Raw genomic sequence first — 22,868 nt, 5'->3', positions numbered from 1 at the left:
TGGTGTGGGGGTGGGGGGCGTTGTGGGGGGGGGGGGGCCGCCGCCCCCCGCCCCCGCGGGCGGCCCCCCGACACACCAACCGGGCCCTGTTCAGGCACCGGACCCTGCTGCAGCCACCGGGCCCCGCTACAGCCGGCGGTTGTCCAGCACCGCGACCGCCCGCCGCACCCGGGCCGTCTCCTCCGTATCCACCTCGGCCACCAACAGCTCGGGCGCACCGCCCAGTTGGGCCCGCACCGTACCGTCCGGACCGACCAGCGCACTGCGCCCCACACCGGTCGGCGCCTTCGTCGGCACCTCCGGGTCGGCCCGCGGATCCGGCGCCGCCTGACCGACGGCCGCCAGCCACACCGTCGCATCCAGCGCACGGGCCCGCACCAGCAGATCCCACTGCGCCCGCTTGCCGGGACCCGCACCCCAGGAAGCGGGCAGCACCGACACCGTCGCCCCGGCATCCGCATGCGCCCGGAACAGCTCCGGGAACCGCAGGTCGTAGCAGGTCGCCAGGCCCACCCGGACGCCCTCCACGTCGATGGTCACCACCCGGCTGCCCGCGGCCACCGTGTCGGACTCCCGGAACCCGAACGCGTCATACAGATGGATCTTGTCGTACGACTCCTCGACATCCGGACCGGTCGCCAGCAACGTATTCGCGACCCGCCCCTCGGGCGCCGGGGTGAACATGCCCACCACCACCGTCACCCCCGTCTCCCGGGCCACCGCACGCACCCCCTCGGCCCACGGTCCGTCCAGCGGCTCCGCCACCGGCCCCAGCGGCACCCCGAACCGCACCATGGACGCCTCGGGCAACACCGCCAGCCGCGCCCCCTCCCGCGCCGCCCGCCGCACGTGGTCCTGCACCGCCGCGAGGTTCTCCTTCGGCTCGGTCGATGCCGTCATCTGGCACAGCGCGATACGCATGCGATCCCTCTCTCCGAAGCGTCTCGTGTACGGGACCCCGCAGGGCCCTCATAGACGATTCTGGGCCACCGGATCAGCGAGCGCGGTTCGGGGACGGTATTCCGGGACGGGGCCACCGGAGGACGGGGCGATTCCGGGACGAGGTGTTCCGGGCATGCGCGTTCCGGGTACGGGCGTTCCGGTTACGGGCCACTCCGGTGCGGGGTCCGGTGCCGGGCGGTGGGGGAGGGGCGACGGCTGGCGGCGTACGGGCCGGGGGTGGTGTACGGGCCGCGGGTCGGTGTTACGGGCCGGGAGACGGCGACGGCTGTCCTACGGAACCGGCTCTGCCGGGCCGACCGCCGCCCACGGAGCCTCATCGCCCCCCGTTGTCTCCCACCCGTCGTCTCACACTGCTCGTCCCGTGCCCGCCACTTCCTCCGGCCGCAGCAGGGCGGCGAGCCGATCGGCGGGCAACAGGCCCTGCTCCAGGACGAGTTCGGCCACTCCACGCCCGGTGGCGAGTGCTTCCTGGGCGATCGCGGTCGCCGCCGTATAGCCGATGTGCGGATTGAGCGCGGTGACCAGCCCGATCGAATTCTCCACGCTCGCCCGGAGCGTCTCGGAGTTCGCGGTGATCCCGTCCACGCAGCGCTCGGCGAGCGTCCGGCAGGCGGCCCCGAGGTGGGTGATGCTCTCCGAGAGCGAGTGCAGGATGATCGGCTCGAAGGCGTTGAGCTGGAGCTGCCCCGCCTCGGCGGCCATCGTGATCGTGACGTCGTTCCCGATCACCTCGAAGGCGACCTGGTTGACGACCTCCGGGATCACCGGGTTGACCTTGCCCGGCATGATGCTCGAACCGGCCTGCACCGGCGGAAGGTTGATCTCCCCCAGGCCGGCCCGCGGCCCGGACGACAGCAGCCGCAGGTCGTTACAGCTCTTGGAGAGCTTGACGGCGATCCGCTTCAGCACGCCGGAGAGATGGACGAACGCACCACAGTCCTGCGTCGCCTCGACAAGGTTGGCGGCGGTCACCAGCGACAACCCGGTGATGGCGGCCAGGTGCCTGCGGGCCGCCTCCGCGTATCCCGGAGGCGCGTTGAGACCCGTACCGATCGCCGTCGCCCCGAGATTGATCTCGTGCACGAGCAGCACGGCCTCCGCCAGCCGGCTTTGATCCTCCTCCAACATCACCGCAAACGTCGAGAACTCCTGCCCCAGCGTCATCGGCACCGCGTCCTGGAGCTGCGTCCGCCCCATCTTGAGCACATCGCGGAACTCCTCCGCCTTGGCGGCAAAGCTCTCCCGCAGCACGCCCATCGCATCGAGCAACCCCCGTACCGCCATGATCGTGGCGACCTTGACCGCGGTCGGGTACACATCGTTCGTCGACTGCCCAAGATTGACGTGCTCGTTCGGGTGCAGGTGCTGATAGTCACCCTTCGCGTGCCCAAGGATCTCCAACGCCCGATTGGCAATCACCTCATTGGCGTTCATGTTCGTAGAGGTCCCGGCACCCCCCTGGATCACATCGACAACGAACTGCTCATGCAGCCGCCCCTCCACCCGAATCTCCCGACAGGCGGCAACGATCGCCTCCCCCTGATCCCGATCGAGCAGCCCCAACTCCAGGTTGGCCCGCGCCGCAGCCTCCTTGACGGCAGCCAGCGCATTGATCAGATGCGGATACGCAGAGATAGCCGTCCCACTGATCGGAAAGTTCTCCACGGCCCGCAACGTATGCACGCCCCAGTAGGCCTCCACGGGTATCTCCCGATCCCCCAACAGATCGTGTTCCCAACGTCGTTCAGCGGCGGCAGCAATCATCAATTTTCTTCCTTCGGCGGAGTAGACCCGGTGAGGCGGAGGGAGGGTGAGGAGAGGGGAGGGGAGGGGAGGGGAGGGGAGGGGAGGGCAGTGAGTCGGAGACGGGAGGGAGACGGGAGGGGGAGGGAAGGGATGGAGCGAGCCGGAGAGTGGCGGGGGAGGAGCGGGGGCAGCGACCCCCACAGACAACGAGGCGGCTCCCCCCCCGGACCCCTGACGCCCCCCACATTCATCACAGAGAGTGAAGAATCCGGGAACGAATCACTCTCCGTAATCGTTGCCGGAATATAAGGAGGCGTCAGGAGGCAGAGACAGAAGCAGGCGCGGGGGCAGAGGTGAGTCAGGGGACTGGGAGCAGTGGCGGGCGAGGGCGACCGCGGACAGGAAACGGTGGCGGGCGCAGGTGACCGTGTGGGCCAGGGCAAGGCGAACGCTCCGACCAGGACAAGGCGAGCGCACGGACTACGAGGAGACGAGGTCCGAGGCGAGCCCCTGCGCAAGTGCCCCCGCCGCCCGCAGCGCCCCGACCGTTGCGCCGCCCCCGATCACCGGTGCGGTGGCGAAGTCGGCGAGGACGTCGGGGTCAACGCCGCAGTACGCCAGGGCCGTCGCCGTCACGGGCATCCGGGCCCGGTCGGCGCCGTCGGCCACCTTCACACCGACCGCCCGCCCATCCGGTAGTGCCGCGATCTGAACGCCCTCGAAGCCGTCCTTGGCGAGCAGCCCGGGCACCGCGCGCACCAGCCGGGCGGTGTCCCGGCCGGCGCCCGAGACCATCTCGGGGTGGGTACGCATGGCGTGCGCGACCCGGCCCTCATGGGTGTCGGGGGCGGCCGTCGCGAGCCGGGCGGCGGCTCGGGTCAGGCCGTGCAGGGAGACCGCGAAGAGTGGGGCGCCGCAGCCGTCGACGGTGACGCGGGCGATGCCCTGGCCGGTGAGGTCCTCGACGGTTGCGGCGATCTCTCGCTGCAGCGGGTGGCCCGGATCGAGGTAGGAGTCCGGCCGCCAGCCCCGGGCGAGGGTCGTCAGCAGCATCGCGGCGTGCTTGCCCGAGCAGTTCTGGGTGAGGCGGGTGGGGCCCAGCCCGCGGCGGATCCACGCGTCGCGTTCGGCGGGACCGTACGGCAGGTCGGGGACGTTGCGCAGGGCGGCCTCGGTCAGGCCGGCGGTGGCGAGCATGCGGCGGGCGGTGGCCAGGTGGCGTTCGTCGCCGGAGTGGCTGGCGGCGGCGAGGGCCAGTGCCTCGTCGTCGAGGGGCGGCAGGCCGGCGCGGAGCAGGCCGACGGCCTGGAGGGGCTTGAGGGCCGAGCGCGGGTAGAAGGCGGCCTCGATGTCTCCGGCCTGGAATTGCACGCTTCCGTCCGCGGCCAGCACCACGACCGAGCCGTGGTGGACGCCCTCGATGATGCCGCCGCGCACCACGTGGGCGATGGGGGCGTGGGCGGGTGCGCGGATCTCCGGCGGCGCCGAAGCCGAGATCGCGCTGGGCTGCGTCGTCGGTGCCGTTTCGTCGGGTGACGGCTGGCCGGTGGACGGCTGGCGATTGGACGGTTGGCCGGTGGGCGGCTCGTCGGCGGAGGGCCCGTGGAGGGGCGGTTCGTGGAGGGGTGGTTTGTGGGGTGGTTCGGTGAAGGGTGGCTGCTCGTTGTGGGGCGAGGAGGCGGGGGAGGGTGTCGGGAACAGGTCCCCCTCGTGGGAGGGCGACGGCTCGTTGTGGGGCGACGGGGCGGGGGAGGGGGGATTGTTCACGGCTGGGGCTCGGGTTCCGGGGTGGTGGGCGGGGTGGGTTTGGGGGCCGGGGTGGGGGTGGGGGAGACGATTTGGGTGAGGGTGGTTTCGACGCGCGCCAGGTGGTGGGACATGGCTTGTTCGGCGTCGTGGGCGGAGCTGTCCAGGAGGGCCTCGACGATGGCGCGGTGTTCGCGGTTGGACTGCTCGCGGCGGCCGCCGAGCTCGTTGAGGAACGCGGACTGGCGGGCCAGGGCGTCGCGGATCTCCTCGATGACGCGGCGGAAGACCGGGTTGCCGGCGGCCTGGGCGACCGCCAGGTGGAAGAGGGTGTCCATGGCCACCCAGGCGGTGGTGTCGGTCTCCCGTTCCATCCGCTCCAGCAGGTGGGTGAGGTGGTCGAGGTCCTCCGGGGTCCGGCGCTGCGCCGCGTACCCGGCCACCGGGATCTCCACATGGCGGCGGACCTCCAGCAGGTCGCTCGCCGCGTAGTCGCCGAAGGTGGGGTCGGCCACCGCGCCGTCGGAGACGACGAAGGTGCCCTTGCCGGTGCGCGAGACGGTGAGCCCCATGGTCTGCAGGGCGCGCAGGGCCTCGCGCAGTACGGGTCTGCTCACCTCCAGGCGGCGGCAGAGTTCCGCTTCCGAGGGGAGCTTGTCGCCGACCGCGTACTCACCCCGTTCGATGGCGCCGCGCAGATGCTGCAGTACCGCTTCCATCGCGCTGACGCGGCGGGGCACACCACCGGAGGCACCCGAGGCACCGGAGGCACCAGAGCCGCCGGAGCCAGGGGCTGTCTGGCTGTCTGACAGGTTGGGGGTCACGGAGGGATCCTGGGACGTGGGGAGGGGGATGTCAAGTGGTGGAGGGGGCGGAGGGGTGCGGAGGGTGGGGTGCGGGGGGCTCGGTGCGGAGGTCCAGCATGTAGAAGACCTTGTCGTAGCGGCGGCCGCCCATGGCGACGAAGGCGGGCAGCCGGCCGTATTCGCGGAAGCCGAGGGAGCGGTAGAGACGGAGGGCGCGGATGTTGTCGGCGCGGGCGTCGAGGGTGAGGACCTCGATCTTCGCCTTACGGGCATCGGCGACCAATGTGCTGGTCAGCGACCTGCCGATGCCGTGGCCGTGCGCATCGGCGGCCACCGCGATCTTCACCAGATCGGCGTGTTGCCGGTTGGTCGCCTGGGTGTAGCGCAGCCAGTACCCCAGGCCGATCAGCCGGCGACCGAGGTAGGCGGCGCGCAGGGCCCCGTCACCGTGCCGTGCGGCCTGCAGGACCCGGCCGATGAGTTCCGTCACCTCGTCCGCGGCCGGCGGGTCGTCCCAGCCGAGGGGCGCGCCGGCGCGTACCAGGTCGGCCAGCACTCGGTGTGCCTCGGCGGGGAAACGGGGCGCCAGATCCGGGTCGGCGGTCAGTTCTGCGGCGTCGAGGAGGGCGGGGGTGGTGCCGTTCGGGATCTTCGGGCTTTCCGTTTCCTGCATCCCCTCCGTCCGCTCCATGTTCTCCGCCCCCTCCATCTCCTCCGCCCCATCCGTCCTCTCCGTGCCGGGCGTGCTCGGCGTGCCAGGCGTCGAGATCGTCATGATCAGGAGGCTAGGGGGTACGCATCGTCGCCGGGGCCCGGACGGAAAAATGCCCAAGGGGGAGATGCCGAGGGAGCAAGGGGGCCATGGGGGCATGGGGTCATGCCCAAGGGAGCAATACCCCAGGAACGGGGAACGGGGCCAGGGGTAGTCAGCCCGTTGCGGCCCAGCGGTAGCGGTGTTCCGGGCGGCCGGTGTCGCCGTATTTGAGGGTGAGGATGATGTGGCCGCTGCGTTCCAGGTGCTTGAGGTAGCGCTGGGCGGTGGAGCGGCTGACGCCGGCGCGGGCGGCGACCTCGTGGGCGGACAGCGGTACCGGGGCCGCGTCCAGGACCCGGCGGATCAGTTCGACGGTGGCGGCGGAGTGGCCCTTGGGGAGTTCGGTGTGCGGGGCTTCGGCGGTTCGGAAGGCGCTGAATATCCGGTCGACCTGTTCCTGGCCCGCCTCGCCGCGGCCGCTCACCCTCTCGACGGTGCGGCGCAGCGCGGCATAGCCGTCGAGCTTGGCGCGCAGTCCGGAGAAGCCGAACGGTTTGACGAGGTACTGCAGCGCGCCGGAGCGCATCGCGTCCTGGATGGTCGTCACGTCGCGGGCCGCGGTCACCATGATCACGTCGGTGCGGTGGCCGAGTTGCCGCAGTCGCCGGAGCAGCGACAGCCCGTTCTCGTCCGGCAGGTAGTGGTCGAGCAGTACCAGGTCGGCGGGGGTGCGTTCCAGGGTGGCGAGTGCCTGGGCGGCGGTGTGGGCGCAGCCGGTGACCCGGAAGCCGGGCACCTGTGAGACGTAGGCGGCGTTGATCTCGGCGACGTGGAAGTCGTCGTCCACGACGAGGACGTCGATCATCGAGGGCCTCCGGTCGGCGCCATTCGTGCAGTCGGCGCAACTCGTGCAGTCGTCGCGGCTCCTACGGTCGGCGCGACTCGTGCGGTCATCCTGACCTCCGCAGCCATCCAGACCCTCCCAGTCATCGTGGCTCTCGCACAGCCATCGGGACTTGGCGCTCTCGCGCGGTCGTCGTGAATAATCCCGCCTAATCCCGCGGTCATCGTGTCTCTCCGATCGATGTGGTGGTGCGTTCTTCCTGGAGGGCTTCGGGCTGGAGGGCTTCGGGCAGGACGACGGTGAAGACCGCGCCGCCGCCCGCGCGGGCGGTGACGCGGGCCATTCCGCCGTAGCGCTCGGCGAGCCGGCGTACCAGTGCCAGGCCGATGCCGCGGCCGCGGTGGAAGGTCACCGGGGCGCCGGCCGGCCGTCCGGTGGCCGGTGGGCGGGGGGCCTTGGTGGACCATCCCTCGGCGAAGATCTGCTCGCGCATCGCGGGCGGCACCCCCGGGCCGGTGTCGGAGACCCGGAGGACGACGGTGCGGTGCTCGGCCCGCAACTCGACCTCGACGAAGGGCGCTTGGCGGTGGCGTTCGGCGGTGGCGTCCAGTGCGTTGTCGATCAGGTTGCCGAGGACGGTCACCAGGTCGCGCGGGTCGACCACGGTGTCCGGCAGGAGGGTGGCGTCGGAGATCCGCAGGGCGACGCCGCGTTCGGCGGCGATGGCGGCCTTGCCGACGAGCAGTGCGGACAGCAGGGGGTCGTGCACCCGCTCGGCGATCTGTTCCGCGGAGGCCCGGTGGGCGCTGGCGACCTCGGTGACGAATTCGACGGCCTTCTCGTAGCGGCCGAGTTCGAGCAGTCCGCGTACCGTGTGGAGCTGGTTGGCGTGTTCGTGGTCCTGGGCCCGGAGGGCGTCCAACAGGCCCTGGGTGCCGTCGAGTTCGCGGCCGAGCAGTTCGAGTTCGGTGCGGTCCCGGAGGGTGACCACGGCCCCGCCGTCCCGGGTCGGTACGCGGTTGGCGACCAGTACCCGGCCGCCGCAGACGGCCAGCAGGTCGGTGCCCGCCACCCGTCCGGCCAGCACGTCCGTGGTGCGGCCCGGCGGCAGTACGTCCTCCAGGGCCCGGCCGGCGGCCCCGGCGTCGATGCCGAGCAGTCGTCCGGCCTCGTCGTTGACCAGCCGGAGCCGGCCGTGCCGGTCGAAGGCGACCACGCCCTCGCGGATGCTGTGCAGCATGGCCTCGCGTTCGTCGAGCAGTGCGGAGATGTCGGTGAACGCGACGCCGTGGGTGCGGCGGCGGAGCCGGCGGGCGAGGGCCACCGCGGCCAGTACGCCGGCGGCGAGCGCGGCGGCCGCGTAGCGCAGCACGTCGGGGAGGGTGCCGATCAGGCGGCTGCGGACGCTGTCGTAGGCGATGCCGACGGAGACGGCGCCGACGATCCGGCCGCGGCGGTCGCGCAGCGGGACCTTGGCGCGGGCGGATCGTCCGAGGGTGCCGGTGTCGATCTGGCGTACCTCGCGTCCGGCGAGGGTGCGGCTGGGGTCGGTGGAGACGTGCCGGCCGATCTGGGCGGGGTGGGTGTGTGACCAGCGCACTCCGCGGGTGTCCATGACGACGACGTACAGGGCGCCGGTCGCCCGGCGGATCCGTTCGGCGGTGTGCTGCACGGGTCCGTTCCGGTCGGGCGGGGTGGTGGTCAGTTCGCGGGGGAGGTCGGGGTAGGCGGCGGTGGTCTGGGCGATGGACTGTGCGCGGCGCATCGCCTGGTCGTCGAGTTCGGAGCTGAGCGGGGCGAGGAACAGGCTGGTGGCGAGCACCATCACGCCTGTGGTGAGGGTGAGTTGGGCGGTCAGCACCTGGGCGAAGACGCGCCGGGGCCAGTGGATCCGCATGCTCTCCTCGTCCTGGGCCCTTCCGCGCCCGCGCGGAACCGACACATTGTCTTCACGGCGTGATGCACGCACGGTATGCCGTGCGTGAGCATCCGCGCACCCCCTGGTGATGTTGTTGTTGTTCTAGCGTGAGCAAAACGAGCACAACAGGGTTTGCGCGCAGAAAGGCGGGTTGTGGCCACAAGCGTGTCGCTGTGCCGGATCGCACCTAGCGTCCCGGGCCATGAACAGGCACCTGAGCCCCGCCATCGAACTTCGGGGCACCAGCAAGACGTTCCGGACCCCGTCGGGCGGTGTGCACACCGCCGTACGGGATCTGGATCTGGTCGTCGGGCGCGGTGAGTTCGTCGCCGTGGTCGGCCCCACCGGATGCGGGAAGTCCACCACGCTCACCCTGATCAGCGGGCTGGAGGAGCCCACCCGGGGTGAGGTGCTGGTGGGTGGGGAGCCGGTCCGCGGCATCGGTGACACGGTCGGTTTCGTGTTCCAGCAGGACGCGGTCTTCCCCTGGCGCACCGTGCTGTCGAACGTGATGGCCGGGCCGCGCTTCCGCGGGGTGCCGAAGGCGGAGGCCAGAGCGCGGGCGCGGGAGTGGCTGGCCCGGGTGGGGCTGGCGTCCTTCGCGGACCGTTATCCGCACCAGCTCTCCGGTGGCCAGCGCAAACGGGTCGCGCTGGCCGCGACGTTCGTCAACGATCCGAAGATCCTGCTGATGGACGAGCCGTTCTCGGCACTCGATGTGCAGACCCGGGCGCTGATGTCGGACGAGTTGCTGGAGCTGTGGTCGGGCACGGGTGCGTCCGTCGTGTTCGTCACGCACGACCTGGAGGAGTCGATCGCGCTGGCCGACAAGGTGGTGGTGATGACCGCCGGGCCGGCGACGGTGAAGGAGGTCTTCGAGATCGATCTGCCGCGGCCGCGGCGGGTCGAGTCGGTGCGGCTGGAGCTGCGGTTCATCGAGATCTACCGGGAGATCTGGTCCTCGCTCGGCGAAGAGGTCCGCATCACCCGCGAGAGGGGTGCCGCCGATGCCGCCTGAGACCGTCTCCGCGCCCGTCACGGTGGTCAAGTCCGGTGCCCACGGGGACCGTTCGCGGGAGCGGGCGCGTGCCGCGCGCCGGCGCAGACTGCTGGTGTACGGCGCCCGGGTGCTGCTGCTGGTCGGTCTGCTCGGGTTGTGGGAGGGGCTGGCCCGGGCCGCGGTCATCGATCCGTTCAACTTCTCGATGCCGTCGAAGATCTGGGACCAGATGAGCCAGTGGGCGCTGAACGGCACCCCGCAGGGCCCGTTGTGGGAGCAGGTCGGGTACACGCTCTACGAGGCGCTGCTCGGCTGGGTCATCGGTGTGCTCGCCGGGGTGGTGCTGGGCATCGGGCTGGGCCGGGTGCGTTTCCTGGCCGATGTGCTGGGCCCGTACATCAAGGTGCTGAACGCGCTGCCGCGGATCGTGCTGGCTCCGATCTTCCTGATCTGGTTCGGGCTGGGCCCGGCGTCCAAGGTGGCGTCCGCGGTGGTCCTGGTGTTCTTCCCGGTGTTCTTCAACGCGTTCCAGGGGGCCCGGGAGGTGGACCGCAATCTGGTGGCCAACTCCCGGATCCTGGGGGCGAGCAATCGTCAGGTCACCCTGCAGGTGGTGATCCCGTCGGCCACTTCGTGGATCTTCACGAGCCTGCACGTCAGCTTCGGTTTCGCGCTGATCGGCGCGATCGTCGGCGAGTACATCGGCGCGACCAAGGGCCTCGGTCTGCTGGTCTCGGCGTCCCAGGGCACGTTCAACGCGGCCGGTGTGTACGCCGCCATGGTGATCCTCGCCGTGGTCGCGCTGGTCGCCGAGGGGCTGCTGGCGTTCCTGGAGAGGCGGCTGTTCCGCTGGAAGCCGGCCGACCGCTCGGACGACCGCTGACCTGCCGTGCCGTTCCTTCCGTCCCCGTCCACTCACGTATCGACCCAAGGATTTGATCATGCGTACGTCCGTGAAGCTGACCGCCGCGGCGGCCTCCGCCCTGCTCGCCCTCACCACCCTCACCGCCTGCGGTAACAGCGGGTCCCAGGACGCCGCGGGCGGCGGCGACAACGGCAAGATCAAGATCATGGTGGGCGGTCTCGACAAGGTGATCTACCTGCCCGCGAGACTCACCCAGCAGCTGGGCTACTTCGAGGACGAGGGCGTGCACGTCACGCTGCTCACCGAGCCGGCCGGTGTGCAGGCCACCACCTCGCTGCTCTCCGGTGATGTCCAGGGTGTCGTCGGCTTCTACGACCACACCCTCGACCTGCAGGTGAAGGGCAAGCAGGTGGAGTCGGTGGTGCAGTTCGCGCACGCCCCGGGCGAGGTCGAGGTGGTCTCCACCAAGGCGGCCGGCGACGTGACCTCGCCGAAGGACTTCAAGGGCAAGAAGCTCGGGGTCACCGGGCTCGGCTCGTCCACCGACTTCCTGACCAAGTACCTCGCGGTGAAGAACGGGGTGCAGACGAACGAGTTCACGCCGGTCGCGGTCGGTGCCGGGCAGACCTTCCTCTCCGCGATGAAGCAGGGCTCGATCGACGGCGGGATGACCACCGACCCGACCGTGGCGCAGGTCGTCGACAAGAACCTGGGCAAGGTGCTCGTCGACATGCGTACGCCCGAGGGGTCGAAGGAGGCGCTCGGCGGCCCGTACCCGTCGTCCAGCCTCTACATGAACACCGACTGGGTGAACAGCCACAAGGACACCGTGCACAAGCTCGCCAAGGCCTTCGTGCGGACCCTGAAGTGGATGTCCACGCACACGCCCGAGCAGATCGCCGACAAGATGCCGGCCGACTACGCGCAGGGCGGCAAGGAGCTCTACGTCCGGGCGATCAAGGACACCCTGCCGATGTTCACCAAGGACGGCGTGATGCCGGCCGACGGCCCGGCGACGGTCGAGCGGGTGCTGAAGTCCTTCAACCCCAACCTGAAGAACGCGTCGGTGGACCTGAAGAAGACCTACACCACCGAGTTCGTCAAGTAGCGGGGCCGGCCCGCGGACGGGGGGCGGTCCGGGCGAGACTCAGACGAAGTTGAGGTCCGCCCGGGCCAGCAGTGGATCGTCGACCAGCTGCCACAGCGGCACGGCGTAGTTGCCGAGGCCGTAGCGGCCGCCGAAGTGCAGGCCGAGCACCCGGTGGTCGGTGAGGTCGATGACGGGGGAGCCGCTGTTGCCGCCCAGCGTGGAGCAGTCGTGCTTGATGACGTTGCGGTCCGGCACCAGCCCCGTGGTGGTGCCGGGCTGCAACCGTTTGACGTTGTAGATGTCCATGAAGATCCGGCGCATCGACTCGGGTTCGTTGCGCCGGCCGTCGTACGCCGGGTAGCCCACGCAGTACACCGGGCGGCCGGGCAGATCGGCCGGGGCGTCGGCGGCCACCGCCAGGGGAGGGGGCAGTGCGCCGCCGCCGGCCGGCGGGGCGACCCGCAGCAGGGCCAGGTCGACGTCCTCGTGGATGCCGATGACCTCGACGACGTCGAAGGAGGGACTCGCGGCCCCGGGCGCCGTGCCGCCCCCCGGTGCGGGGTCGAGGTATTCCTCGCCGGTGTCGACGTTGGCGCTGATGCCCTGCTGGAAGGTCCAGCCGCGGCCGTCGCCGCGGGCGAACTCCACCGCCACATGACGGTTCGTCAGGACGACGTCCGGGCCGACCAGGAACGCGGTGCCCAGCCAGTCCAGGCTGATGTGGCCGGTCAGTTCGACCCGGCCGACCCGCGCGAACGACTCCCGGATCGCCGCCCGGTGACCGTCGAGCACCGCCCAGTCGCCCTGCTGCGGCGCGAAGTCGTGGTTCTGGACGAGGATCGCCGGGCGGCCCTCCAGCAGGACGATCGCCTCCATGCCGAAGGACTCGTCGTCGCTGATGTCGTCCGTGCGCCCCTCGGCGAGCTTCTCCAGGCCGATCGCGCCCGCGGTCAGCACCCGGGCCCGCTCCGCCTGCGCGAACTGCCCGATCTGGCCCGCCGGTTGCTGCTCCGCCGGCAGCTCCTCCAGGGACTCCGGGATCTCGGACGACAGTCCGTCCCGCACCCGCGCCGCGACCTCGTGCAGGTCCGAGAAGACCTGCTCCGGACCGGCCGCGACCGGTGATCTGTGCCGTCTGTGCATCTCGCCCTCCTCGAACGCGCCGTCGCCTCGCGCTACGGCGCCGCTTGTGCCGCCCGGATCTCGGCATGGATGCCGGGACTGGTGGTTTCCAGATGCCGCAGCACACTGCGCATCTGGGTGCCGACGTTGACGAACGCCGTGGTCCGGCCCTGGAACAGCACGTCCTCCACGCGCCGGGTGCCCCGGTGGAGCGCCACCACCTTCCAGTCGTCCGTGAGGACCGGCGAGCCCGAGGACCCGCCGCGGGTGTCGGTGAAGTAGCGCACGTCGTTCTCGTCCGCCTCGTAGACGAGGTTGTTGCGCAGCGCGACCCGTTTCGGCAGGCCGCCGGGGTGCTGGATGATGTTGACCGCCACGTAGTCGCCCCGGTTGACGGTCAGCGGGCGCTCCGCCAGCCGCAGCACCGGCCGGGCCGGCGCCTCGGCCAGCCGCAGCACCGCGTAGTCCAACGCCGCGTCGGACGCGACGAGTTCGCTGACCGCGGCCTCCTCGGTCTCCACGTCGTCGGTGTCGTAGTCGAACCGGGCGCGGGTGTGCCGGGCCTGCAGCTGAAGGTCCTCCGGGTCGGCCACCGGCCGCCCGGCGCCGGTCCCGGCCCGGGCGTTGACCACATGGTGATTGGTGACGAGCAGGTCGGGGGCGATCAGCCAGCCGGTGCCGGAGTGCGGGAAGCCGTTCGGCTGCAGCGGCGAACCCCCTTGGTACGGCGGCACCTTGAGGCGGGCCACCGCCCCGCCGGCCAGCTCCCCGCCGCGCAGGAACCCGATCGGCACGGTGTCGTCCCGGTGGACGATCTCCTCCTTGATCTCCCCCGGGGCGGGCAGCGTGGCCAGCACGTCCGGTTCGCCGCCCGCCTGGCGCGCCACGTCGTCCAGGGCCCGCTGGAAGACGGTGAGCGGCCCGGCCTCGGTGGTCTCGGCGACGGCGTTGCGCAGCCAGATCTCCAGCGGCACCGAGCCGTCGACCAGCCGCTCCACCCGGTTCATCTGGCTGAGGTCGGAGTGCACCTGGCGGCCCGGCGCGGGGTGCAGCGGCAGCGTGCCGCGGTAGCGCGGCATGATGCCGTCCATCAGCAGCGGCCGCACCGACGGGTCGGCGAGCCCGGTCTCCACCGCGGCGTCGAGCACCGCCCGGATCTCGTCCGGCGAGAGATAGCCGTTCACCGGTCACCACGCCTTTCGCGGAGGTGCCGTTCCTCGGGGGCCGGGGCGGGGCGGACGTGCGCCTCGGTGGCGGTCCGCCCGCCGCTGCCCACCCCCATCGCCGCGGCCACCCCGGCGACGATCTCCCCGCTCCGGTCCGGCACGGCCAGCAGGCGCCGGGCCAGCGCGTCGAGGGTGCCGCGGTCCCGGGCCAGCCGGAGGATCCCGGAGATGCTGGTCGGCGCGGCCCCGGGCTGGGGACGGGACGGCCCGGCGGCCTCGTCCAGGATCTCCATCACCTTCCCCAGCAGCGCCGGCTGCCGGCGGGTCGCCCGGCGCATCGCCGCGCCGAGCGCGTCCAGCGTCTCGTCGTCGGACGGCAGTCCCACCACCTCCACCGCGTGCTCCAGCGCCCCGGGGGCCTGGTCGTAGATCTGCGAGGCGACCGCGCGCACCAGCACGGGCTGCTCGGACAGCACGTCATCGGGCAACTTCCGCAGCCGCTCGGCGAGTTGGCGGCCGGTGGCCGGCTCGGCGCGTCCCTCGTCGGCGGTCAGCCGGGCCCGGGCCAGCAGGGCGCCCATCGCCTCCAGGTCCTGCCCGAGGCCCACCGCGACGTCCTCCGCGGCCCGCAGCGCGCGGTCGGCGTGCACCGGATCGCCGTCCTCCTGCGCGAGCCGGGCGGAGAGCAGCAGCAGTTCCAGCCGGCGCTCCCCGCACCCCGCGCGCTCGGCGGGGCCCAGGGCGTCCGCGACGGCCCGCCGGGCCTCGTCCCGCCGCCCGACGCGGCTGAGCGTCTCGGCGTACAGCGCGTGCAGCGGACTGCACGGCGTCCAGGGGCGGCGCCGGCCGATCCGCTCCAGGGCCGCCTCGGCGTACCCCTGCGCCAGCAGGTCCTCGACCTCCTGGGCGGCGATCCGCTCCCAGTCCTCCTGGTCCGCGCCGGCCACCACGTGGTCGGGGGCCCCGCCGCCGAGCCGGGCGGTGAGCATGCCGGCGGCCCGCGGCGACATCTCCTGCTGGGCGCCGGCGAGGAACCGCTCGACGCCCGGCAGCCAGCGCTCCTCGACCGTGCGCGGGTTCTCGTCCAGCCGCAGCCGGTGGTAGATCTCCTCGGCGCGCGCCTCCAGCCCGTCGCGGGCCGCGTAGTGCGCCACCGCGCGCCGCTCGACCTCCCGCATCACCGCGGTGCGGTCGCCGCCGGGCAGCCGCAGCATGATGGCCCGGACGTCGCCGCGGTAGCGCACCGCGTCGGGAGCGGCCGGCTCGACCATGTCCAGCCGGCTCAGCTCGTCGAACAGCTCCCGGGCCCGGCCCGGGTCCGGTACGTCGATACCGCACGGCCCGGCGAGCACGTCCTGGACGATCTCCGGGGTGATGACCCGCAGCACCAGGCCCGGGTGGGCGAGCCGGCGGACGTCCTCGTCGGCGATGTGGCTGAGGATCCGGTCGTAGAGGATGCCCTGCACCAGCAGCTGGTCGACCCGGCGGAAGACCTCCCGCCGCCGCTCGGGCAGACTGCGGATCAGCTCACCGGTCGGCTCGCCCTCCTGGCCCGTGAGGATCGCGGCCCGCGCCGCCAGCTTCAGGCTCAGCGGATGGCCGCCGACCCGGGCGGCCAGTTCCCGGGCCACCTCGGGGTCGTCCACGCCGCACGACGTCAGCAGGCCCACCGCCGCGTCCGGGTCGAGTTCGCCGAGCTTGATGTCGAGCGATTCCACGGGCTTCGCCGGGTGTTCGACCGGCGCCCGCCCGGACACGACGAACCGCAGCCGCGGATAGGCGCTCTGGAACGACAGGTAGACCGCCACCATGCGGCCCAGGGCCGGCGAGCCGCGGTACTGCGCCTCCTCCCAGGTGTCCAGGGCCACCACGAACGGCGGGTCCGGCTCGTCCGGGGAGCTCTTGCCCTCGGCGACCGCCCGCGTCAGGACCTCGCCGACCCGCCGGACCAGCCCGGTCTCCCGGCCGGTGGCCGCCGACTGGAACTCCTGCGAGGAGTCCCGCCCGAGGACCGCCCGGGTGGCGGCGAGTTCCTGCAGCTGGAGCACCCGCTCCTGGCCCTCGCGCTGGCTGCGGGCGACCTGCTGGCACTCCTCCGCCAGCGCGTCCAGCTCGGCGCGGTGGGCGGGGTACTGGATGCCGAGCTGCCGGGCCGCCTCGGCGATCAGGGTGACCGGCTCGTGGATGGAGAGGGTGGGCCGCTCGAAGTCGATGTAGGCGAACGGGATGCCGCCGGCCGGGTCGTGGACGCTGTCGAGCAGGAACTTGGCGAGCAGGGTGCTCTTGCCCATGCCGCCGGGCCCGTGGATGACCATCGGGGGGATCGGCGCGGGACGGCCGCCGGGACCGGCCGGAGGCGGCGCGGGCGGCGCCGCGGCCCCGGGGAGTCCGACGTAGGCGCGCAGCTCGGCGAGTTCCCGGGCCCGGCCCTGGAACGAGCGGCGGACCAGGCGTTCCAGCGGCTCCAGCAGCCGGGCCCGTTCCAGGGTGCGCTGCAGCCGGCCGGTGTCCGGCAGATCGGTGACGCCCGGCACCCGGGACAGCCACAGCACCGCCTGGAGGGCGTCGGCCAGTTCGCCGGCGGTCAGCCGGTCGATCGCCAGCGGTGTGCCGAACAGCTGGGCCAGCGCGAACCGTTCCGGCCCGGGCTCGCCCGGCAGCTGGTTGATGTTGGCGGCGAGCAGGCGCCGGGCGGCCTCCGGCCCGGCCAGTTGGCGCAGCGCCTCGTCCCGGACCTCGGCCTTGAGGGCCCAGCCGGCCTGTTCCCCCATGCCCAGGGTGGTGCAGTCGTCGACGAGTTCCAGGAGTGCCCGGCCGGTGGCGTGCTTCTCGTCGGGCAGTCGCAGCTCCCGGGGGTCGAAACGGGCCAGCAGACAGGCCGCCTCGCGGTAGGCGCGGCGGGCGGGGGAGATGCCGCCGGGTTGCTCCCGGCCGGTGTGCAGCGCCTCGCGCAGCCGGGCCGCGAACACCTCCCGCAGGCCCGAGGGGGCGGGGCGGTCAGAGGGACCGGTAGACACGGACCGCTCCCTCCACCGCCGTGCTGACCCGGCGCATATAGCTCTCGCCGCTCCCGCCGCCGGATTCCGCGGCGTAGAGCACCTCTTCCACGGCGACCTCGACGAGTTCGTCGATGGCCGGCTCCTGCGGGCCGCCGGCCGCCAGCACCGCCGGCGGCGATTCGTGGAAGACCTGGTGGAAGAAGGACCGCAGATCGCCCGGTTCGACGACCCGCGCGGTGTCCCAGCACACGCTGCCGCGCAGGTCGTGCGGGAGCTGGCGCATCGCGCGCCCGTAGCCGAGCAGCACCAGCCGGGGTGCCTGGTCGCCGTGGACCGCGGAGTGTTCGTAGACGGCCATGGCGAGCTGCCCGATGAAGTCCCACACGTCGGAGCTGGGGTCGAGCCGGTCGCACTCGTCGAGCACCAGCCACAGCCGCTCCTCGGCGGCGGTGGCCCGGCCGGCGACCCAGTGCGCGGCCTCGTCGACGGACGGCAGCGGGTCGTTGAGGTCGGTGGGGTTGAGCGGGGCGGGGCCGGTGCCCGGTTCGGCGACGAAGTCGGCCAGCCGCCGGACGACCTTCGCGGCGGTGGAGGTCCGCGACAGGGTGACCCGGACGGGACGGAAGCCGCTGTGCTGACCGATGTGGCGCAGGAAGGTGTAGGTGTAGGAGCGGCCGCTGTCCGGCTCGCCGTCGACCAGCAGGATGCACTTGTCGGGGTCGGTGACGAACCGGCGCAGCGTCTCCCGCAGGCCCTGCCGGTCGATGAAGGCCTCCGCGCCGTTCTTCAGCACGCAGGTGCGGAAGGTGTCCTGCGCGGCGTGGGCGCGGCAGTCCTCCCGCAGCCGGTCCCGGAACTCCCTGACCTTCACGATGTCGGGCAGGACGGCCAGTTCGTCGACGGCGGTGAGCGCCTCCATCAGCCGCAGCTGCCGCTCGATGTCCGTACGCGAGCGCTGCACGAGGGTGCGGGCGTTGTCGGAGCTGACGTGGGTCAGCGGCAGCGCGGCGACGAAATCCCCGGGGAAGCCGTACTCGGCGAGCCGCTCGTGCGGCTCGGTGGTGTCGAGCAGATGGTTCTGCACCCAGGTGGTGACCAGGTCCCACTCGGTCTCGGTCAGCGGCATGCCCGGCCTACCCCGGACCGTCGCCGAAGATCCGCAGCACCGGTTCGCGCACCGGGTGCTGTGACAGGTACGCGCCGATGTCGTGGTGATTGCGGCTGTCGTTGGTGACCAGCACGTCGGTGACCCGGTCCTGCGGCGCGTACTCGGGGCGCAGCGTGTGGTCCAGCGCCACCAGGTCCCGCAGGTCGGAGGCGTTGCGCCAGGCCGTCACGCCGTCCGGTACGGCCGGTGGGCGGGCCAGCCGGTCCTGGATCTCGGTGATCGCCAGCGGTGAGCCGACGGTGACCAGCAGAGCCACCTCGCGGGCCCGCTCCCGCAGCACCTCGTAGGCGATGATCGTGCCCAGGCTGTGCCCGACCACGACCAGCGGGCCGCCGTCCGGGCCGTCCAGCGCCTCCTGCACCACCGCCCGCATCGCCGGTCCCGCCCCGCCGAAGAAGTAGGCGTGGACGTCCTTGAACGCGTGCTCCACCAGCCTCCGGAACAGTGCGGTGCGGCCCGGGCGGGGCAGCGGCACGACCTCCAGCGGGAGTGCGTCGGCCGGCCCGGGATCCGGGGCGGACTCGGTGTGCGCCAGGGTGTCCGCGAGGTAGGTCATGTCCCGCAGCCAGTCGGCCAGGGCGTCCTCGTCGGGGCCCGCCCGCCCCTCCAGGCCGGTGTCGCCGGCCTCCTGCCGGGCCTCGGCGAGGGTCCGCGCCACGAACTCCTCGGCGGGCGGGACGGCGGCCGCGGCCCGCTCCTGCCGGCCGGCCGGGGAGTCCTTGGCGGGCTCCGGGCCGCCGTCCAGCGGGTCCGGCCGGTGGTCGGGCAGCGGCGCGGGATAGCGCACCGGCGCCCAGTAGGCCATCCGCGACGCCTCGCCCATGTCCCGGCCGAACAGGGCGGTGTCCCACTGGGACTTGAGCAGGTCCCGGCGGACCTTGTTGCCGTTGCCGTGGACGTAGACGACGCTCGGTCGCATGGTGTTTCCCCTCGCCGTTCAGTCGCGCCGGAGCACGATGTCGTCGTGCGACGCGAGTCGTTTCCAGCGCTCCTCGGGGGCCCGCACCACCGGCATCAGGTCGGCGGCCGGCAGCGGGCCCAGGTCCAGTGAGGTCAGCTCGGCGACGTCCGACACCGGCACCTGGAACGTGCGGTAGGCGCCCAGCGGCGGCGGTGCGCCCGGTACCGCGCCGGCCAGCGCCCGGTCGGCGTCCCGGGTCAGGTCCGGGCTCTGGTCCAGGACGTACGCGGTGGCCGCGAGCGCACCGTCCTGGAGGAACGCGGCCACCTTCCAGAAGCGCAGCGGCACCTGGATGCCCCGGTAGGGCGGGTCGGAGTCGTGCAGCACCGGACCGGCCAGCACGGCCAGTTTGCGGTCGTGGGTGGCGGCGTGGCCGAGCAGGTGGTCCTCCAGTCCCAGCCAGAGCTGTCTGCCCTGGTTGAACACATCGGCCTGCGGGGCCGCGTTGGTGTAGTGGAAGGTGTCCGCGTTGGCCTGCTCGGCCTCCGCGGCCCCGCCCCACACCGGGTCGAGCCGGCGCACCAGGTGGCCCTTGTCCAGGGAGTTGTCCCGGTAGACCGCGTTGCCGGCCTGGAGGTCCTCGGGCAGCCTGGGGTCGAACTGCCAGCCGCCCTCCCGCGGTACGTGCTCCCGCAGCAGCCGGCCGTCGATGCAGACGCCGGTGGCCGCCGCAAGCCGCCGGTCCGGCCGCAGCAGGACCGTGAAGTGGGTGTACGGCAGGACCACGGTCTCCACCCCGGGCACGGTCGGCACCGGCAGCGGGACGGGCACGCCGAGGAAGTGCTCGTCGTAGCCCGCGCGGTCCGCCAGGGCGCCGCCGTGGCCCGGGCCGGCCGTGGCGCCGCCGGCCCGGGACGAATCTGGTGCGGTCATATGACCAGCGCTTCCCGGTGGTGCGGGCCGCGGAGCGGCGTGCCCGGCGATGCCACTCCAACAGCCGCCGGCCCCGTCCCGCGGCCGGCCGCCGGCGTGCGCGGAGGGGACCGTTCAGGCGGTTGGGCGGGCCGGGGAGTTCACCGGCCGGCCGGCCACGGAACGCATCCAGGCGTTGCCCCGACCCCCGCAGCTGCCAAGGAGCCCGCGATGCCCACCGGCCTCTCCCTCCACGTCGGACTCAACCAGGTCGATCCCGCCCGGTACGGCGGCTGGGACGGCCGGCTCGTCGCCTGTGAGAACGACGCCCACGACATGGCCGCGCTGGCCCGCGGGGCCGGCTTCGCCCCGACCACCCTGCTCACCCCCGACGGCACCGTCGAGCGGGTCACCGCCGAACTGCGGCAGGCCGCCAAGACCCTCAAGAGCGGCGACATCCTGCTGTTCACCTATTCCGGGCACGGCGGCCAGGTCCCCAACACCACCGGCGGCGACGAGGAGTCGGACCGGTTCGACGAAACGCTGGTGCTGTACGACCGGGAATTCCTCGACGACGAGTTGCAGCGGGAATTCGGCCGGTTCGCCCGCGGGGTCCGCCTCCTCGTCGTCCTGGACTGCTGCCACAGCGGCACCGCCATCGAAATGCCGGAACCGGGCGACGGCGAGTACGCCGCCCGGCTGATGCCGCCCGACCGGCAGTACGAGATCTACCGGCGCGACAAGGAGTTCTTCCAGGAGCTCCAGCAGGAACTCGGCGCCCGGAAGAGCCGCGAGCCGGCCGCCGACGCCCTGCTGCTCGCCGCCTGCCAGGACAATCAGCTGGCCTCCGACGGCGACACGAACGGGAAATTCACCGGGACCCTCCTGGACGTGTGGAACGGCGGTACCTTCCGCGGCGGTTACCGCACCTTCCACCGCGATATCCAGCGCGGTATGCCGCCCACTCAAAGCCCCCGCCTCCACATGTCGGGAAACCCCGATCCGGCATTCGTGGAACAGCAGCCGTTCACCGTGTGAGGGCACCTGGCGGCCCCGCCCGGAAAAGCGGCAGGGACGCGGCCCGGCGGCCGCGTCCCGTCGTTCCGCTGCGTCCCGCTCACTCCGTGGGGTAGATGTCACCGCCCCGCATCAGGCTTTCCTGCTCGCTCTGCGACTGCAGCCGGCGGGCCTTCTCCTGGAGCCGCTTCCGCTCCTCCGGATCACTGGTGCGTTCCGCGGTCTCCTGCAATTCCCTCGCCTTGTCGCGCATCTGCTGGATGCGTGCACGGAATTCTCCGGTTGCGTTCATGGTCTGTCCTCGCACTGTGTAGGGAAGCTGCCCGATACCAGCGAATCAGGCCCGGCGGCCCCCGGCACCTCGAAAATCCCGCCGCCCCGGCGGAAGGAATGCCGGCGCCACGACGTCCCTTCGCCGCTCCGCCCGCGGACGCGGCGCGCCCGGGCGTCCCGGCGTGTCTCCACCGGATGGCCTTCCTGAATGGCGACGTCGCCGAAGAGGGACGTTGGCTGAAGCACAGCAGCTCAACGTCCGCCGAGTGTCAGCGCTCCTGGTGTTTGACGCTCCCCCTCGTTCAGTGGAGTCCTCCATGACATCCGAACCAGCTATTTGTGGGGGCGACGCCGAACTGTCATCGACAGAACACGGCGAGCACATTCCGCCCCTCACCCCTGAGATGAATTCGGCCCGCACGATTCTGTGGGAGGCAGTCACCCATCGGCCCTTGGAGGAAGTCGCCGCCCTCGTGGAACTGCTCCGCCGGAGCGGCGACGTTCCCAATCCCGGCGACGAAGCCCTCCGGCTGGCGGTCGTTTCCCGTCCGGTGAGCGAGGTCGCGGAGCTCTTCGATCTGCTCCGGTCCGACCCGCACACCGCGGAGGCCGGCCATGTCGCGCTGCGTGCGGCGGCGGTCGGCCGGTCCGTCGAGGAGGTCGCGCAGCTCATCGAGCTGTTCGACCGGACGAAGGCGGGCGGCGCCGACCCGTACGGCATGCCTCCGCACTTCCCGCCGGACCCCGGCCCCGGGGGTCCGGGTGGCCCCGGCGGCCCCGGGGGTCCCGGTGGCGGCCCGGGGGAGCCCGAGCCCACCACCGCCATGCCGTTCCTCGACCCGGACGTCCGTCCGCTGGGGCCCACCGGCCACCCGGCCGGCGCCGGTGGCCGGCACGACACCGCGGCGCACCAGCAGCCGCCGCAGCACAACCCCTGGTCCCGCCCGGCAACCAACCAGCAGCCGGGCGGGCAGCCGGCGTGGGCGCAGCAGCACGCCGGGCACGACGGCCCCCGGCAGCCGGGCTACGCGGTTCCCGGTGTGCTGCGGTCCGTGCTGCGCTGGCCGGCCGCGGCCGCGCTGGCGCTGTGCGGGCTGAGCCACCTGCCGGTGCACTCCACGCACATGGAGGGTGCCCAGGCGGCCGCCGGGCTGTCGATGGCCATCGCCGTGGTCTACCTGCTGCTGGCCGGCTGGCTGGCGATGCGGGACACCGCCCTCGTCTGGACGGTCAGCGCCGCCGGAGCCATGATCATCATCGCGCTGCACGCGCTGTCCCGGGCGGGCGTACTGACCCCCCTGGGCAGCGGGCTCGGCGAGACCGGGATGTGGCCCGAACTGCTGGCGGTGGCCCTGGCGATCGTCAGTGCGGGCCTGGCCGGGGCGGCGCTGCTCAGCCGTCCCCGCCGGGTAGGTCCGGCACCGGCCGGAGCGTAACCGGCCGCAGCGGCCGGCCACGGGCGCGGGGGGGGGGCCCCCCCCGGGGGCGGCGCCCCCCCCCCGGGGGGGGCCCCCCCGCCCCCCGACGGGGGGGGGGGGGGCGCGCGGTAGGGTTATAAAAAAAAAAAGGGACCGCGAG

At 72.5% G+C, this 22,868-nt stretch carries 19 protein-coding genes; 5 read left to right on the top strand and 14 right to left on the bottom strand.

Going from position 1 to position 22,868, the window contains the following annotated elements:
* Positions 1-126 precede the first annotated feature (126 nt).
* The 7 genes from ACFV1J_RS22305 to ACFV1J_RS22275 all read right to left on the bottom strand — a co-directional run bounded on the left by ACFV1J_RS22305 (position 127) and on the right by ACFV1J_RS22275 (position 8,756).
* Entirely contained in the window at positions 127-921 is a 795-nt protein-coding gene (locus ACFV1J_RS22305; protein WP_385860627.1) for a carbon-nitrogen hydrolase family protein, read from the bottom strand.
* Positions 922-1,308: 387 nt separating this feature from the next.
* Complete coding sequence (gene aspA / locus ACFV1J_RS22300; protein ID WP_385860626.1) at positions 1,309-2,727, bottom strand: aspartate ammonia-lyase; 1,419 nt, start codon at positions 2,725-2,727, stop codon at positions 1,309-1,311.
* A gap of 462 nt (positions 2,728-3,189) precedes the next feature.
* Positions 3,190-4,206: an asparaginase gene (locus ACFV1J_RS22295; protein WP_385860712.1), complete on the bottom strand. Its 1,017-nt coding sequence runs from the start codon at positions 4,204-4,206 to the stop codon at positions 3,190-3,192.
* 266 nt (positions 4,207-4,472) lie between these two features.
* A complete protein-coding gene (locus tag ACFV1J_RS22290; protein WP_385860625.1) occupies positions 4,473-5,174 on the bottom strand; it encodes a FadR/GntR family transcriptional regulator in 702 nt (233 codons plus the stop codon).
* Between the two features lie 136 nt (positions 5,175-5,310).
* A complete protein-coding gene (locus ACFV1J_RS22285; RefSeq protein ID WP_385860711.1) occupies positions 5,311-5,934 on the bottom strand; it encodes a GNAT family N-acetyltransferase in 624 nt (207 codons plus the stop codon).
* A gap of 253 nt (positions 5,935-6,187) precedes the next feature.
* Positions 6,188-6,880: a response regulator gene (locus ACFV1J_RS22280; RefSeq protein WP_385860624.1), complete on the bottom strand. Its 693-nt coding sequence runs from the start codon at positions 6,878-6,880 to the stop codon at positions 6,188-6,190.
* Between the two features lie 199 nt (positions 6,881-7,079).
* The gene (locus ACFV1J_RS22275; protein WP_385860623.1) at positions 7,080-8,756 is read right to left on the bottom strand and encodes an ATP-binding protein; all 1,677 of its coding nucleotides are present in this window, start codon (positions 8,754-8,756) and stop codon (positions 7,080-7,082) included.
* Positions 8,757-8,979: 223 nt separating this feature from the next.
* Here ACFV1J_RS22275 and ACFV1J_RS22270 point away from each other — a divergent pair, with 223 nt between their 5' ends.
* The 3 genes from ACFV1J_RS22270 to ACFV1J_RS22260 are packed head-to-tail and all read left to right on the top strand — an operon-like array spanning position 8,980 to position 11,750.
* Complete coding sequence (locus tag ACFV1J_RS22270; RefSeq protein WP_385860622.1) at positions 8,980-9,795, top strand: ABC transporter ATP-binding protein; 816 nt, start codon at positions 8,980-8,982, stop codon at positions 9,793-9,795.
* The gene (locus tag ACFV1J_RS22265; RefSeq protein WP_385860621.1) at positions 9,785-10,660 is read left to right on the top strand and encodes an ABC transporter permease; all 876 of its coding nucleotides are present in this window, start codon (positions 9,785-9,787) and stop codon (positions 10,658-10,660) included. Before ACFV1J_RS22270 ends, ACFV1J_RS22265 begins: the two co-directional genes overlap by 11 nt.
* A 58-nt stretch (positions 10,661-10,718) precedes the next feature.
* Positions 10,719-11,750, top strand: a complete 1,032-nt coding sequence (locus ACFV1J_RS22260) for an ABC transporter substrate-binding protein (protein WP_385860620.1) — start codon at positions 10,719-10,721, stop codon at positions 11,748-11,750.
* Between the two features lie 39 nt (positions 11,751-11,789).
* Here ACFV1J_RS22260 and ACFV1J_RS22255 read toward each other — a convergent pair whose 3' ends face one another.
* From ACFV1J_RS22255 to ACFV1J_RS22230, 6 genes are read right to left on the bottom strand one after another with little or no spacing between them, the layout of a single operon-like run.
* Positions 11,790-12,875 (bottom strand): trypsin-like serine peptidase, encoded by a 1,086-nt coding sequence (locus ACFV1J_RS22255; protein ID WP_385860619.1) that lies wholly within the window; start codon positions 12,873-12,875, stop codon positions 11,790-11,792.
* Positions 12,876-12,907: 32 nt separating this feature from the next.
* Positions 12,908-14,038, bottom strand: coding sequence for a trypsin-like peptidase domain-containing protein (locus ACFV1J_RS22250; protein ID WP_385860618.1), 1,131 nt, complete (start codon positions 14,036-14,038; stop codon positions 12,908-12,910).
* Complete coding sequence (locus ACFV1J_RS22245) at positions 14,035-17,037, bottom strand: ATP-binding protein (RefSeq protein ID WP_385860617.1); 3,003 nt, start codon at positions 17,035-17,037, stop codon at positions 14,035-14,037. Before ACFV1J_RS22245 ends, ACFV1J_RS22250 begins: the two co-directional genes overlap by 4 nt.
* Complete coding sequence (locus ACFV1J_RS22240) at positions 17,018-18,145, bottom strand: hypothetical protein (RefSeq protein WP_385860616.1); 1,128 nt, start codon at positions 18,143-18,145, stop codon at positions 17,018-17,020. The genes ACFV1J_RS22245 and ACFV1J_RS22240 overlap by 20 nt, the downstream gene beginning before the upstream one ends.
* A 7-nt stretch (positions 18,146-18,152) precedes the next feature.
* Entirely contained in the window at positions 18,153-19,106 is a 954-nt protein-coding gene (locus tag ACFV1J_RS22235; RefSeq protein WP_385860615.1) for a hypothetical protein, read from the bottom strand.
* An 18-nt stretch (positions 19,107-19,124) separates the two neighbouring features.
* Positions 19,125-20,021 carry a DNA/RNA non-specific endonuclease gene (locus tag ACFV1J_RS22230; RefSeq protein WP_385860614.1) on the bottom strand — a complete coding sequence of 299 codons (897 nt, stop codon included), beginning with the start codon at positions 20,019-20,021 and terminating at the stop codon, positions 19,125-19,127.
* Between the two features lie 210 nt (positions 20,022-20,231).
* Between ACFV1J_RS22230 and ACFV1J_RS22225 the strand changes: the two genes are divergently transcribed.
* A complete protein-coding gene (locus ACFV1J_RS22225; RefSeq protein WP_385860613.1) occupies positions 20,232-21,038 on the top strand; it encodes a caspase family protein in 807 nt (268 codons plus the stop codon).
* Between the two features lie 79 nt (positions 21,039-21,117).
* Here ACFV1J_RS22225 and ACFV1J_RS22220 read toward each other — a convergent pair whose 3' ends face one another.
* A complete protein-coding gene (locus ACFV1J_RS22220) occupies positions 21,118-21,309 on the bottom strand; it encodes a DUF6381 family protein (protein WP_385860612.1) in 192 nt (63 codons plus the stop codon).
* Positions 21,310-21,607: 298 nt separating this feature from the next.
* On the opposite strand from ACFV1J_RS22220, the gene ACFV1J_RS22215 reads away from it, so the two are divergent.
* The gene (locus ACFV1J_RS22215; protein WP_385860611.1) at positions 21,608-22,726 is read left to right on the top strand and encodes a hypothetical protein; all 1,119 of its coding nucleotides are present in this window, start codon (positions 21,608-21,610) and stop codon (positions 22,724-22,726) included.
* Positions 22,727-22,868 lie beyond the last annotated feature (142 nt).

Source organism: Streptomyces sp. NPDC059649 (genome assembly GCF_042734445.1).
GTDB lineage: Bacteria > Actinomycetota > Actinomycetes > Streptomycetales > Streptomycetaceae > Streptomyces.
This window is presented reverse-complemented; position numbering and strand designations above follow the sequence as displayed.

Excerpts from the sequence above, each read along its gene's own strand:
- ACFV1J_RS22220 (WP_385860612.1), bottom strand. The coding sequence starts at position 21,309 with ATGAACGCAACCGGAGAATTCCGTGCACGCATCCAGCAGATGCGCGAC.
- ACFV1J_RS22275 (WP_385860623.1), bottom strand. The coding sequence starts at position 8,756 with ATGCGGATCCACTGGCCCCGGCGCGTCTTCGCCCAGGTGCTGACCGCC.
- ACFV1J_RS22285 (WP_385860711.1), bottom strand. The coding sequence starts at position 5,934 with ATGCAGGAAACGGAAAGCCCGAAGATCCCGAACGGCACCACCCCCGCC.
- aspA (WP_385860626.1), bottom strand. The coding sequence starts at position 2,727 with ATGATTGCTGCCGCCGCTGAACGACGTTGGGAACACGATCTGTTGGGG.
- ACFV1J_RS22305 (WP_385860627.1), bottom strand. The coding sequence starts at position 921 with ATGCGTATCGCGCTGTGCCAGATGACGGCATCGACCGAGCCGAAGGAG.
- ACFV1J_RS22265 (WP_385860621.1), top strand. The coding sequence starts at position 9,785 with ATGCCGCCTGAGACCGTCTCCGCGCCCGTCACGGTGGTCAAGTCCGGT.
- ACFV1J_RS22260 (WP_385860620.1), top strand. The coding sequence starts at position 10,719 with ATGCGTACGTCCGTGAAGCTGACCGCCGCGGCGGCCTCCGCCCTGCTC.
- ACFV1J_RS22230 (WP_385860614.1), bottom strand. The coding sequence starts at position 20,021 with ATGACCGCACCAGATTCGTCCCGGGCCGGCGGCGCCACGGCCGGCCCG.
- ACFV1J_RS22225 (WP_385860613.1), top strand. The coding sequence starts at position 20,232 with ATGCCCACCGGCCTCTCCCTCCACGTCGGACTCAACCAGGTCGATCCC.
- ACFV1J_RS22255 (WP_385860619.1), bottom strand. The coding sequence starts at position 12,875 with ATGCACAGACGGCACAGATCACCGGTCGCGGCCGGTCCGGAGCAGGTC.
- ACFV1J_RS22280 (WP_385860624.1), bottom strand. The coding sequence starts at position 6,880 with ATGATCGACGTCCTCGTCGTGGACGACGACTTCCACGTCGCCGAGATC.
- ACFV1J_RS22290 (WP_385860625.1), bottom strand. The coding sequence starts at position 5,174 with ATGGAAGCGGTACTGCAGCATCTGCGCGGCGCCATCGAACGGGGTGAG.
- ACFV1J_RS22240 (WP_385860616.1), bottom strand. The coding sequence starts at position 18,145 with ATGCCGCTGACCGAGACCGAGTGGGACCTGGTCACCACCTGGGTGCAG.
- ACFV1J_RS22215 (WP_385860611.1), top strand. The coding sequence starts at position 21,608 with ATGACATCCGAACCAGCTATTTGTGGGGGCGACGCCGAACTGTCATCG.
- ACFV1J_RS22270 (WP_385860622.1), top strand. The coding sequence starts at position 8,980 with ATGAACAGGCACCTGAGCCCCGCCATCGAACTTCGGGGCACCAGCAAG.
- ACFV1J_RS22235 (WP_385860615.1), bottom strand. The coding sequence starts at position 19,106 with ATGCGACCGAGCGTCGTCTACGTCCACGGCAACGGCAACAAGGTCCGC.